At 70.5% G+C, this 11954-nt stretch carries 12 protein-coding genes; 4 read left to right on the forward strand and 8 right to left on the reverse strand.

Annotated elements, in window-relative coordinates:
- Positions 1-210 precede the first annotated feature (210 nt).
- Positions 211-957: a DNA repair protein RecO gene (recO, locus tag FHS38_RS01835; RefSeq protein WP_184729925.1), complete on the forward strand. Its 747-nt coding sequence runs from the start codon at positions 211-213 to the stop codon at positions 955-957.
- Between the two features lie 25 nt (positions 958-982).
- Positions 983-1819: an isoprenyl transferase gene (locus FHS38_RS01840; RefSeq protein ID WP_184729927.1), complete on the forward strand. Its 837-nt coding sequence runs from the start codon at positions 983-985 to the stop codon at positions 1817-1819.
- Between the two features lie 92 nt (positions 1820-1911).
- On the opposite strand, the gene FHS38_RS01845 is transcribed toward FHS38_RS01840, so the two are convergent.
- The 4 genes from FHS38_RS01845 to FHS38_RS01860 form a co-directional block, all read right to left on the reverse strand.
- The gene (locus FHS38_RS01845) at positions 1912-2331 is read right to left on the reverse strand and encodes a Fur family transcriptional regulator (RefSeq protein WP_184729929.1); all 420 of its coding nucleotides are present in this window, start codon (positions 2329-2331) and stop codon (positions 1912-1914) included.
- 129 nt (positions 2332-2460) lie between these two features.
- Positions 2461-3351 (reverse strand): metal ABC transporter permease, encoded by an 891-nt coding sequence (locus FHS38_RS01850; RefSeq protein ID WP_184729931.1) that lies wholly within the window; start codon positions 3349-3351, stop codon positions 2461-2463.
- Positions 3351-4163, reverse strand: a complete 813-nt coding sequence (locus FHS38_RS01855; RefSeq protein ID WP_184729933.1) for a metal ABC transporter ATP-binding protein — start codon at positions 4161-4163, stop codon at positions 3351-3353. Before FHS38_RS01855 ends, FHS38_RS01850 begins: the two co-directional genes overlap by 1 nt.
- Before the next feature lie 26 nt (positions 4164-4189).
- Entirely contained in the window at positions 4190-5191 is a 1002-nt protein-coding gene (locus FHS38_RS01860) for a metal ABC transporter substrate-binding protein (protein ID WP_184729935.1), read from the reverse strand.
- A 154-nt stretch (positions 5192-5345) separates the two neighbouring features.
- Here FHS38_RS01860 and FHS38_RS01865 point away from each other — a divergent pair, with 154 nt between their 5' ends.
- Positions 5346-6728, forward strand: a complete 1383-nt coding sequence (locus FHS38_RS01865) for a glycine--tRNA ligase (protein ID WP_184729937.1) — start codon at positions 5346-5348, stop codon at positions 6726-6728.
- A 62-nt stretch (positions 6729-6790) separates the two neighbouring features.
- Here the strand turns inward: FHS38_RS01865 and FHS38_RS01870 are convergent, their stop codons facing one another.
- The 4 genes from FHS38_RS01870 to FHS38_RS01885 form a co-directional block, all read right to left on the reverse strand.
- Positions 6791-7387 carry a Uma2 family endonuclease gene (locus FHS38_RS01870; RefSeq protein WP_229821889.1) on the reverse strand — a complete coding sequence of 199 codons (597 nt, stop codon included), beginning with the start codon at positions 7385-7387 and terminating at the stop codon, positions 6791-6793.
- A 121-nt stretch (positions 7388-7508) separates the two neighbouring features.
- Positions 7509-8090 (reverse strand): TetR/AcrR family transcriptional regulator, encoded by a 582-nt coding sequence (locus FHS38_RS01875; protein WP_184729941.1) that lies wholly within the window; start codon positions 8088-8090, stop codon positions 7509-7511.
- 193 nt (positions 8091-8283) lie between these two features.
- Positions 8284-9288, reverse strand: a complete 1005-nt coding sequence (locus FHS38_RS01880; RefSeq protein WP_184729943.1) for an aldo/keto reductase — start codon at positions 9286-9288, stop codon at positions 8284-8286.
- A 153-nt stretch (positions 9289-9441) separates the two neighbouring features.
- Positions 9442-10785 (reverse strand): MFS transporter, encoded by a 1344-nt coding sequence (locus tag FHS38_RS01885; RefSeq protein WP_229821927.1) that lies wholly within the window; start codon positions 10783-10785, stop codon positions 9442-9444.
- Positions 10786-11036: 251 nt separating this feature from the next.
- Here FHS38_RS01885 and FHS38_RS01890 point away from each other — a divergent pair, with 251 nt between their 5' ends.
- Positions 11037-11951, forward strand: coding sequence for a helix-turn-helix transcriptional regulator (locus FHS38_RS01890; RefSeq protein ID WP_184731062.1), 915 nt, complete (start codon positions 11037-11039; stop codon positions 11949-11951).
- The last annotated feature ends 3 nt before the right edge of the window (positions 11952-11954 follow it).

The raw sequence follows: 11954 nt of genomic DNA on the forward strand, positions 1-11954 counted from the left end.
CGGACGGGCTGCCGTGCCTTGTCCTCAAGCGCCGGACGGGCTGCTGTGCCTTGTCCTCAAGCGCCGGACGGGCTTTTCCAGCCCGTCCGGCGCTTGAGGACAACGGGGGCCTGGGGGCTTGCCCCCAGTTCGGGAAAGGGCGGGTAGGGGAGAAGGCCGCCGGAGGCGCCCGCGGACCGAGCCGCCCCGCCCGTACGGGACAATGGCCCCATGAGTCTCTTCCGCGACGACGGCATCGTGCTGCGCACGCAGAAGCTCGGCGAAGCGGACCGCATCATCACTCTGCTCACCCGCGGTCACGGTCGCGTGCGGGCGGTAGCCCGGGGCGTGCGGCGGACCAAGTCGAAGTTCGGGGCGCGGCTGGAGCCGTTCTCCCACGTGGACGTGCAGTTCTTCGCGCGCGGGAACGAGCTGGTCGGGCGCGGGCTGCCGTTGTGCACGCAGAGTGAGACCATCGCCGCGTACGGTGGCGGGATCGTCACCGACTACGCCCGCTACACCGCCGGCACCGCCATGCTGGAGACCGCCGAGCGGTTCACCGACCACGAGGGCGAGCCCGCCGTGCAGCAGTATCTGCTGCTGGTCGGGGGCCTGCGGACGCTCGCCTCGGGCGAGCACGCGCCGCACCTCATCCTGGACGCCTTCCTGCTGCGCTCCCTCGCCGTCAACGGCTACGCGCCCAGCTTCGAGGCGTGCGCGAAGTGCGGTATGCCCGGGCCGAACCGATTCTTCTCGGTCGCGGCGGGCGGGGTCGTCTGCGGGGAGTGCCGGGTGCCCGGAAGCGTCGTACCCTCCTCGGAGTCGATCGAACTCCTCGGCGCGTTGCTGACCGGGGACTGGGCGACGGCGGACGCGTGCGAGCCGCGCCATGTCCGGGAGGGCAGCGGCCTCGTGGCGGCGTATCTGCACTGGCACCTGGAGCGGGGGCTTCGCTCCCTCCGCTACGTGGAAAAGTAACTGGTATCGAGGAGAAGTGGCACGCATGGCACGACGCGGGATTCTGGGCCGTTCCCGACGCGAGTACCTCACCCCTGAACCGCACCCGTCCGGGGCGCGGCCGCCGAAGATCCCGGGCGACCTGGTCCCCAACCACGTGGCGATCGTCATGGACGGCAACGGCCGCTGGGCGAAGGAGCGCGGGCTGCCGCGCACCGAGGGGCACAAGGTCGGCGAGGGCGTCGTCATGGACGTGCTCAAGGGCTGTCTGGAGATGGGCGTCAAGAACCTCTCCCTGTACGCCTTCTCCACCGAGAACTGGAAGCGCTCGCCCGAAGAGGTCCGCTTCCTGATGAACTTCAACCGGGACGTCATCCGCCGCCGCCGCGACGAGATGGACGAGCTGGGCATCCGGGTGCGGTGGACCGGCCGGATGCCGAAGCTGTGGAAGTCGGTGGTCGAGGAGCTCCAGGTCGCCCAGGAGCAGACCAAGAACAACGACGCCATGACCATGTACTTCTGCGTCAACTACGGCGGTCGCGCGGAGATCGCGGACGCGGCGGCGGCGATCGGCCGGGACATCGCGGCGGGCCGGCTGGACCCGTCGAAGGTGAACGAGAAGACGTTCGCCAAGTACCTCTACTACCCGGACATGCCGGATGTGGACCTCTTCGTGCGGCCCTCCGGTGAGCAGCGCACGTCCAACTACCTGATCTGGCAGAGCGCTTACGCCGAGATGGTCTTCCAGGACGTGCTGTGGCCGGACTTCGACCGCCGTGACCTGTGGCGCGCCTGCCTGGAGTACGCGCAGCGCGACCGCCGCTTCGGCGGCGCGATCCCGAACGAGGACGAGCTCGTCAAGGATCCCGCGTCGAAGGCGTGAGCCCCTCGGCGGGGTGAGACCACGGACATGACACGGCACTGCTCCGGGCGTCGGACGACGCCCGGAGCAGTGCCGTATTCGTCAGCGTTCCGTCAGCTCCGGGAGCGCGCGGCGGCGCAGTCGCCGCAGGTGCCGAAGATCTCGATGGTGTGGGCCACGTCGACGAAGCCGTGGTCGGCGGCGATGGAGTCCGCCCACTTCTCCACGGCCGGGCCCTCGACCTCCACCGCCTTGCCGCACTCCCGGCAGACCAGGTGGTGGTGGTGCCCGCTGGAGCAGCGGCGGTAGACCGCCTCGCCCTCGCTCGTCCGCAGCACGTCGACCTCGCCGGCGTCGGCGAGGGACTGCAGCGTGCGGTAGACGGTGGTCAGGCCGACCGAGTCGCCGCGGTGCTTGAGCATGTCGTGGAGCTCTTGCGCGCTGCGGAACTCGTCCACCTCGTCGAGCGCCGCCGCGACAGCGGCCCGCTGCTTGGTGGACCGGCCGCGTACCGGGGGACCCGCGGTCGCCACAGTTGCCTCCTCAAGCTCGCCTGAACACGCATCCGCACGTGGTGCCCGGCCAATTGTGCCAGGCCCGGCGTCATCTCCCGTACGACTGAGCGTTCCCGGGCCCCTACGGGCGGCCGCGGGCGGGCCCGGTCAGGCCTCCACCCGTACGTCGTCCGCGGGGGTGCCGGGCACCTCCAGTGTGCAGTGCTTCTCGGCGTCGGCGGCGCGCCTGGCCCGTTTGCGGGCCAGGGGGGTGGCCAGCGCGGTCAGGGCCAGGAAGACGCCGATCGCGAGCAGCACGATGGTCGCGCCCGAGGGCACGTCCACGTAGTACGAGGTGGCGGTGCCGGAGACGGTCACCAGGACGCCGATGGCGACGGACAGCGCGAAGGTCGTCGCGAAGCTGCGGGCGATCGCCTGCGAGGCGGCCACCGGGATCACCATCAGGGCGCTCACCAGCAGCAGCCCGACCACGCGCATCGCGACGGTGACGGTCAGCGCGGCGGTGACCGCGACCAGCAGGTTCAACAGCCGCACGGGCAGCCCGGTGACGCGGGCGAACTCCTCGTCCTGGCAGATGGCGAACAACTGCTTGCGCAGCCCCACCGTGGTGAGGATCACGAAGGCGGCCAGCACGCAGATCGCGAGGATGTCCTCCTCCGCGACGGTGGTGATCGAACCGAAGAGGTAGCTGATGAGGTTGGCGTTGGAGCCGCCGGACAGGTGCATCAGCATGACGCCGCCGGCCATGCCGCCGTAGAAGAGCATGGCGAGCGCGATGTCGCCGCGCGCCTTGCCGGAGGAGCGGATCAGCTCCATGACCACGGCGCCGACCACGCACACGGCGGTGGCCACCCACACCGGGCTGGTGTTGAGGAGGAAGCCGAGGCCGACGCCGGTCAGCGCGACGTGGCCGATGCCGTCGCCCATCAGCGCCTGGCGGCGCTGGACGAGGTAGATGCCGATGGCGGGGGCGGTGATGCCGACCAGCAGGGCGGCGAGCAGCGCCCGCTGCATGAAGGCGGGATTCAGGATCTCCATCAGGTGAGCAACCCCGTCCGGATCGGTTCGGCAGCCGGGTCGGCGTGCGGGTGGACATGGTCGTGGCCGGGCAGCGCGTGCTGGCCCACGGCCTCCGGTGGCGGGCCGTCGTGGACGACGCAGCCGTCGCGGAGCACGACGGCGCGGTCGATGAGCGGCTCCAGGGCCCCCAGCTCGTGCAGGACGAGGAGCACGGTGGCACCCCGGGCGACCTGCGCGCGCAGGGCGCTCGCGAGGACCTCCTGGCTGGCCAGGTCGACGCCGGCCATCGGCTCGTCCATGATCAGCAGCTCGGGTTCGCCGGCCAGCGCGCGGGCGATGAGCACCCGCTGGTGCTGGCCGCCGGAGAGCGCGTTCACGGAGTCCTTGATCCGGTCGGCCATGCCGACCAGCTCCAGGGCCCGGACGACGGCCTCCCGGTCGGCCTTGCGGGTCAGACCCAGCTTCGTACGGGCCAGCCGCCCGGCGGCGACGACCTCGCGCACGGTCGCGGGGACCCCGCTGGCGGCGGTGGTGCGCTGCGGCACGTACCCGAGGCGGGCCCAGTCGCGGAAGCGGCGCTTGGGGGTGCCGAACAGCTCCAGCTCACCGCCGGTGAGCGGCACCTGGCCGACGATGGCCCGGACGGCCGTGGACTTGCCGGATCCGTTGGCGCCGAGCAGCGCGACGACCTCGCCGCGCCGCACGGTGAGGTCCACGCCGCGCAGCACGGGGCGGGAACCGAGCGAGGCCGTGGCCCCGCGCAGCGCTATGACGGGCTCCGCGTCCTCATGCGCTCGGATCGCCTCCGGGCGCTCGGATCCGGTGTCCATGTCGGCCTCCGTCGGGTTCGTCTGACTCACTTGGTGCCGAGTGCCTTCCGCAGGGCGGCGAGGTTGGATTCCATGACCTCGAAGTAGTCGTCGCCCTTGGACTCGTCCGTGATCCCCTCGAGCGGGTCGAGCACGTCCGTCTTCAGCTTGAGGTCCGAGGCCAGCGTCTTGGCCGTCTTCGGGCTGGCGAGGGTCTCGAAGAAGATCGTGGAGACGTGGTGCTCCTCGGCGACCTTGTGGAGGTCCTTCATCCGGGCCGCGCTGGGCTCGGACTCCGGGTCGATGCCGCTCACGGACTCCTCGGTGAGGCCGTAGCGCTCGGCGAGGTAGCCGAAGGCGGCGTGGGTGGAGATGAAGGTGTCGGAGGCCCGGTTCTTCAGGCCGGCCTCGAACTTCTTGTGCAGCCCGTCCAGCTTATTCGCCAGTGCGTCGGCGTTCTTCTCGAAGTCCGCCTTGTGGTCGGGGTCGGCCTCGCCGAGGGCCTTGGCGACGCCCTTGGCGACCTGGGCGTACTTCACCGGGTCGAGCCAGATGTGCGGGTCGCCGCCCTCGTGCTTGTGCTCGTGGCCCTCGTGGCCGTCGTGGTCGTCGCCGGACCCGTGCTCGTGGCCGTCGACCTCGGTGCCGTGCTCTTCCAGCTCGGTGAGGGAGGCCGCGTCGACGACGTGCTTGGCGCTCGACTGCTTGATCGCCTTGTCGACGGCGGGCTGCAGGCCCTTGAGGTAGACGATCGCGCCCGCCTCGTCGAGGGAGCCGGTCTGCCGGGGGGTGAGCTCCAGGTCGTGCGGCTCGACGCCGGGCTTGGTCAGGGCGGAGACGCTGACGTGATCGCCGCCGATCTCCTTGGCCAGGAACTCCATGGGGTAGAACGACGCCACCACCTTGAGCTTGCCCTCCGAATTTTTTCCGCTCGTCCCGGAGGAGCAGGCGGTGAGGGAGAGCAGCCCGAGGGCGGCGATCGCGGCGATCGCGCCGGTGGTTATTCGGGCGGATCGGGCGGATCGGGGAGAGGTCGGGCGTACGTTCATGACACTCATTTTCAACAAAAGTGGAAACGATTGTCAACAGCACGTTCGCCCGGGGGTGCGGGTGAAGCCCAGGCCAGTGCCGATTTGATTAGGGGGGTGGCGCCGCCGGTAACCTGAAGCATTCGCTGTTCGTCGTCGCAATGAAGAGAGCACCGTGGCCGCCGACAAGATCGACACCATCGTCAGCCTGAGCAAGCGCCGTGGCTTTGTCTATCCGTGCAGTGAGATCTACGGCGGCCAGCGTGCCGCCTGGGATTACGGACCCCTCGGCGTCGAGCTCAAGGAGAACATCAAGCGCCAGTGGTGGCGCTCCATGGTCACCTCGCGCGACGACGTCGTCGGCCTCGACTCGTCGGTGATCCTGGCCCGTGAGGTGTGGGAGGCGTCCGGTCACGTCGCCACCTTCTCGGACCCGCTGACCGAGTGCACCTCCTGCCACAAGCGCTACCGCGCGGACCACCTGGAGGAGGCGTACGAGGCCAAGCACAACAAGCTGCCCGCGAACGGCCTCGCCGACATCAACTGCCCGAACTGTGGCAACAAGGGCGCCTTCACCGAGCCCAAGCAGTTCTCCGGTCTGCTGGCCACGCACCTCGGCCCGACCCAGGACACCGGTTCGGTCACCTACCTGCGCCCCGAGACCGCGCAGGGCATCTTCACCAACTTCAGCCAGGTGCAGCTGACCTCGCGCAAGAAGCCGCCGTTCGGCATCGCCCAGACCGGCAAGTCCTTCCGCAACGAGATCACGCCGGGCAACTTCATCTTCCGCACCCGCGAGTTCGAGCAGATGGAGATGGAGTTCTTCGTCAAGCCGGGTGAGGACGAGGAGTGGCACGAGTACTGGATGGCGCAGCGCTGGAACTGGTACACCGGCCTCGGCATGCGCGAGGAGAACATGCGGTGGTACGAGCACGCCGCTGAGAAGCTCTCCCACTACTCGAAGCGCACCGTCGACATCGAGTACCGCTTCAACTTCGGCGGTTCGGAGTTCTCGGAGCTGGAGGGCGTGGCCAACCGCACCGACTTCGACCTCAAGGCGCACTCGAAGGGCTCCGGCCAGGACCTGTCGTACTTCGACCAGGAGGCCGGCGAGCGCTACTTCCCGTACGTCATCGAGCCGGCGGCCGGCCTCAACCGCGCCATGCTCGCCTTCATGCTCGACGCGTACAACGAGGACGAGGCGCCCAACGCCAAGGGCGTCATGGAGAAGCGCACCGTCATGCGCCTCGACCCGCGCCTCGCCCCGGTGAAGGTCGCGGTCCTGCCGCTGTCCCGCAACCCGCAGCTGTCCCCCAAGGCCAAGGGCCTCGCGACGGACCTGCGGAAGAACTGGAACATCGAGTTCGACGACGCCGGCGCCATCGGCCGCCGCTACCGCCGCCAGGACGAGATCGGTACCCCGTTCTGCGTGACCGTCGACTTCGACACCCTCGACGACAACGCCGTGACCGTGCGCGAGCGCGACACGATGAAGCAGGAGCGGGTGTCGCTCGACCAGATCGAGTCCTACCTGGGCGCGCGGCTGCTCGGCTGCTGACCCCTGTGTGACGGCCGAAGGCCCCGGCCCCGCTACGGCGGGACCGGGGCCTTCGGGCTTTGTCAGCCCTTCCAGTCGGCCGTGTCGAGCTCACAGTCGAAGGGGGCGGGGATCTGTACCTTGTCGCCGAATTTGACCTGCGTGTGGGTTCGGTAGCCCGTGTCGGAGGGGGACGAATAGACGGTGACGGTGGTCTCCAGCATGTCCACGAGCACGTATACGGGCACACCGGCCCTGCCGTACACCTCGACCTTGTCCCGCCGGTCGAAGTCCGCCGTCGAGCGGGACGTGAACTCACCGACGAGGGACAGGGCCTCGCCCGGCAGGTGGACGCTGTCGATGTCCGTCAGGGCCTCGTCGGAGACGTGGATGTCCGGCCCGAAACTTCTCCCGAATCCGGGGAAGGTGAAGAGGCACGGAGCGCTGTCGATCTCATGGCCGTCCGGCACATGTGGGCGGAGCTGGCGCATGAAACCGCGCATGATGCGCAGACAAGCGCCCTTGGACCACGGTGACACGACCACTCTCCCCCTGATGATCTCCGCCTTGTAGCCATCGGGGAGACCGGCGTCGATCTTCTCGAGAACGTGGCACAGCTCCTCGTAACCCCCATCGGGTTCCGAGGTGCGTCCTATCGTCCGAGGCGATGTCTCGACCATGGTTGCCATGATGCTCCTACGGGCGTCGGTGAGCGTCCTGACACACAGCGTAGTGGCGCCCGCTGACGGCCCTGCCCGGCTCCCTCACGGCCGCAACGACGTGGAGCGCAGCCGCAGGCGATCAGGCCACCAGGCCCCGCAGGACCAGCTCGCACACCGCGTCGAACGCGGCGTCGATGCCCGGGAGTGACCAGTCGGCCGCGTACGCCGGGTCGTGGAAGCGGTTGGTCGCGTCCCAGACCGCGCGGGCCGCCGTCGCCGGGTCGACGGGGCGGAACTCGCCCTGGCGTATGCCGTTCCCGACGATTCCCGCGAGCTGCTCGACCATCGTCTCGATGTGCCGGCCGACGACGGCGCTGTTCTCGCCGACGAGCACCATGTACGTCGCGAACAGCTCGGGGTCGCCGCCCGACTTACGGCGCTTGGCGGCGAAGAGGGCGGTGAGCCACTCGCGCAGCCGGGGCCCCGCCGGGCCGGCCGCTTCGGCGACGGCGGACAGTTCGGCGTGCGACTGGTCGAGCCAGCGCTCGGTGACGGCCTCCCGCAGCGCGGACTTGCTGCCGAAGTGGCGGTAGACACTGCCGTGGCTGACGCCCAGCGCCCGTGCCACATCGACCACGGTGGCCTTGGCCGGGCCGAAGCGGCGCAGCACGTCCTCGGTGGCCTCGAGGATGCGGTCGGGGGTCAGGGTCTCGGGCGGCATCGCGGGCAGTGCCTTTCGGTCGGGGCGGGGCGGCGGGAACGCCCCCTGGTAGAGGACCGTACCCGGCGGTGCCCCGGAGGGCCGAGGGTGCCGGACTTGTGCCCGCCCGGCACGCCACCGGGCTCCGCCGCGGTGGTTCCGGCCGCTGCCGCCCGGCCCGGGCGGACCGTTCCCCGGACCCGGCCCGGAGGGCTTACCGCTCGCTGTCGAGGTGCGCCATCTGGTCCGTCGGGTAGCGGTCGCCCGCGGCGGCCCCCGCCGGGACCGCTCGCTCGATGGCGGCGAGGTCGTCGGCGTCGAGGGTGACGTCCAGCGCGCCGAGCGCCTCGGTGAGGCGGTCGCGGCGGCGGGCGCCGACCAGGGGGACGATGTCCTCGCCCTGGGCGAGGACCCAGGCGATCGCCGTCTGCGCGACACTCGCGCCCTTCGACTCGGCGATCTTGCGAAGCGCCTCGACCAGGTCGAGGTTGTGCCGGAGGTTCTCGCCCTGGAAGCGCGGGCTCATGCCGCGGAAGTCGTTCGCGGCGAGCTGCCGGTCAGGGGTGAAGTGGCCGCTGATCAGGCCGCGCGAGAGCACGCCGTACGCGGTGACGCCGATGCCCAGCTCGCGGACGGTCGGCAGGATGCTCTCCTCGATGCCGCGCGAGATCAGCGAGTACTCGATCTGGAGGTCGGCGATGGGCGCGACGGCGGCGGCCCGGCGGATCGTCTCGGCGTTGACCTCGGAGAGGCCGATGTGCCGGACGTGCCCGGCCTCCACCAGCTCGGCGATGGCGCCGACGGTCTCCTCGATCGGCACGTTCGGGTCGAGACGGGCGAGGCGGTAGACGTCGATGTGGTCGGTGCCCAGGCGCTGGAGGGAGTACGCGGCGAAGTTCTTGACCGCGTTCGGGCTGCCGTCGACGCCGGTGAAGCCGCCTTCGACCGTGCGCAGGGCGCCGAACTTGACGCTGGTGAGGGCCTTCTCGCGGGCCCCGGCGGGCGCGGTGCGCAGGGCTTCGTTGATGAGCAGTTCGTTGTGGCCCATGCCGTAGAAGTCGCCGGTGTCGATCAGGGTGACGCCGGCGTCCAGCGCGGCGTGGATCGTGGCGATCGACTCGGCGCGGTCGGCTTCGCCGTACAGGGCGGACATGCCCATCGCGCCGAGGCCGAGAGCGGATACCTGGGGGCCGGTGGTGCCGAGAGTGCGGTGCAGCACGGGGGGACTCCTTCGGGGCTTCGGAGAGGAAGGGAGGGGAAACGGGGGGGGGAAGCGGACACCAGAAGAGTGACACATGGAATGACAGATTTCAATATCTGTCATTCCATGTGTCGTCGGGAGGTGTCCCCACGCGCTCTCCGAGGCCCCCGCTCACCCCACCGCGCGCGGCAGCCGCAGGCTCAGCAGCAGTGTCACGGCCACCGCCACCAGCTGAGCCCCGAGCGTGATCGTCAGCGCGTCGCGCATCCCGACCGAGGGGGCCAGCGAGAGGAAGAGCGTGCCGAGCGTGGCCACGCCGAGCGCCATGAACGACTGCTGCGTGGTGACCATGACGCCGCCACCGACCCCCGCCTGCGCCACCGGCACCTCACTGAGCACGGTCCGCAGCGTCAGCGGCAGCAGAATCCCCTGGCCCAGCCCCAGCACGGCGAGCCCGGGGCCGATCCCCAGCGCGCCGAGCCCGTCCCAGCCCCAGTGGAAGGTCGCCACCAAGGCGACCAGCCCGATCGCCTGGATCAGCGTCCCGGCGGTCACCGCCCGCCGCCCGTACCGCGCGCCCAGCCGGGGCCCGGCCATCGAGCCGATCAGGAACGTCACGCACAGCGGCACCAGCGCCAGCCCCGCCGCCATCGGGCCCAGCCGCAGCCCCTCCTGCAGCGCCACCGCGACGACGAACATGAAGCCGCCCCAGCCGGTGGAGAACGGCACGATCAGCGCCAGCCCGCTGCGCACCGAGTGGATCCGCAGCAGCGACGGCGGCACCAGCGGCGTCCGCCCGGCCCGCTCCTCACGCCGTTCCACCACCACGAACGCCACGGCCGCGAAGGGGAACACCGCCAGCAGCACCCACGACCACACCGGCCACCCCGCCGAGCGGCCCTCCGTCAGCGGCAGCAGCAAGGACACCAGCGTCAGTGACAGCAGCGCGGTACCGCGCCCGTCCACCCGTGTCGGGTGCTCCGAGCGCGTCTCGGGCACCGTGCGGGCCGTCAGCAGCAGCGCGAGCGCCGCGACCGGGGCGTTGACCAGGAAGATCGAGCGCCAGCCGGTACCGAAGAGGTCCACGGAGACCAGCACCCCGCCCAGCACCTGGCCGACCGCGCTCGCGACCCCGGCCGTGCCGCTGTACATGCTGAGCGCCTTGGTGCGGTGCGCGCCCTGGGTGGTGGCCTGGATGGTCGCCAGCACCTGCGGCATCATCAGCGCGGATGCCGCGCCCTGCGCGACCCGCGCCGCCACCAGCGTCCAGGCGTCGGGAGCGAGCCCGCACGCCACCGACGTCACACCGAAAGCGGCCGTGCCCCACATAAACAGCCGCCGTCGGCCCACCATGTCGCCCAGCCGTCCGCCGAGCACCAGCAGCACCGCGTAGGCGACGCCGTAGCCGCCGACCACCATCTCCAGCATGGCGGGGCCCGCGTTCAGATCGTGGTCGATCGTGGGCAGGGCGACGTTGACGATGAAGAAGTCCACCATCGGCAGCGCCGCGCCCATCAGCACGGTGAACAGCCCGAGCGGGCTCAGCACGGCTCTGGTGACGGGGGAGGAAGGGGCGGCCGGGCCGGCCGGGACAGTCGGGGCGACGGAGGTGTCGGGGGCGGACAGGACCGGGTTCGCTATCGGGATCTCACTCACGGATACGACGATGACGGCTCGCCAAGCCGGGTACCAGAGTGCCTTTATCCTGGTACAAGCAGTACCTGGCAACCGGCTGGGGCGTCCCGCACTCTTGGAGAATGACCACGATGGTGCAGGAGACCCCGGTAGTCACGACGGCCACGACAGCCACACTGGCCCCAGTCGTCGCGACAACCACAGCTGTTTCGGACGTCCGCCGCAGCGAACTCGCCGCCTTTCTGCGCAGCCGCCGCGAGCGCATCACGCCCGAGCAGGTCGGCCTCCCGCGCGGCCCCCGCAGGCGCACCCCCGGTCTGCGCCGCGAGGAGGTGGCGCAGCTCGCGGCCGTCGGCGTCACCTGGTACACGTGGCTGGAGCAGGCCAGGGCCATCCAGGTGTCCGCGCAGGTCCTCGACTCCATCGCCCGCGCCCTGCTGTTCGACCCCGGTGAGCGCGCCCACCTCTTCGCCCTGGCCGGCACCGCCGACCCGCTGCCCGACACCGCCTGCACGGGCGTCTCGCCGGCGCTCCGGCGGATCCTGGAGCAACTGGACCCGTTCCCCGCCTGTGTGCAGAACGCGCGGTACGACATCCTCGCCTACAACCGCACGTACGCGACCTTGATGTGCGACCTCGACGCCCTGCCGCAGGAGGAGCGCAACTGCCTGTGGCTCACCTTCACCAACCCCGACTGGGCCGCGAGCGTCGTGGACCGGGAGGAGCAGATGCGGGCCATGGCCGGCAAATTCCGGGCCGCCATGGCCGAGCACATCGCCGAACCGGCCTGGAAGTGCCTGCTCAAGAGGCTGCTCGACGCTTCGCCGGAGTTCCGGCAGATGTGGGCGCGACATGAGGTCGTCCAGCCCGTCGCCTACCGGACGAAGACCTACCGGCAGTCGCGCGTGGGTCTGCTGCGCCTGGACCACAACGGTCTGTGGACCGGCCCCCACCCCGGCGCCCGCGTGGTGACCTTCACCCCCGCCGACGAGGAGAGCCACGAGCGCCTGCGGCGCCTGCACGCCCTGGCACTCGCCGAAGCCTGACCC

Source organism: Streptomyces netropsis (assembly GCF_014203545.1).
Lineage (GTDB): Bacteria > Actinomycetota > Actinomycetes > Streptomycetales > Streptomycetaceae > Streptomyces > Streptomyces netropsis.

What these genes read in the sequence shown, in the direction of transcription:
- FHS38_RS01885 (WP_229821927.1), bottom strand. Translation starts at nt 10,785, where the DNA reads ATGGGCGCGGCGCTGCCGATGGTGGACTTCTTCATCGTCAACGTCGCC.
- FHS38_RS01890 (WP_184731062.1), top strand. Translation starts at nt 11,037, where the DNA reads ATGGTGCAGGAGACCCCGGTAGTCACGACGGCCACGACAGCCACACTG.
- recO (WP_184729925.1), top strand. Translation starts at nt 211, where the DNA reads ATGAGTCTCTTCCGCGACGACGGCATCGTGCTGCGCACGCAGAAGCTC.
- FHS38_RS01840 (WP_184729927.1), top strand. Translation starts at nt 983, where the DNA reads ATGGCACGACGCGGGATTCTGGGCCGTTCCCGACGCGAGTACCTCACC.
- FHS38_RS01870 (WP_229821889.1), bottom strand. Translation starts at nt 7,387, where the DNA reads ATGGTCGAGACATCGCCTCGGACGATAGGACGCACCTCGGAACCCGAT.
- FHS38_RS01860 (WP_184729935.1), bottom strand. Translation starts at nt 5,191, where the DNA reads ATGAACGTACGCCCGACCTCTCCCCGATCCGCCCGATCCGCCCGAATA.
- FHS38_RS01850 (WP_184729931.1), bottom strand. Translation starts at nt 3,351, where the DNA reads ATGGAGATCCTGAATCCCGCCTTCATGCAGCGGGCGCTGCTCGCCGCC.
- FHS38_RS01875 (WP_184729941.1), bottom strand. Translation starts at nt 8,090, where the DNA reads ATGCCGCCCGAGACCCTGACCCCCGACCGCATCCTCGAGGCCACCGAG.
- FHS38_RS01855 (WP_184729933.1), bottom strand. Translation starts at nt 4,163, where the DNA reads ATGGACACCGGATCCGAGCGCCCGGAGGCGATCCGAGCGCATGAGGAC.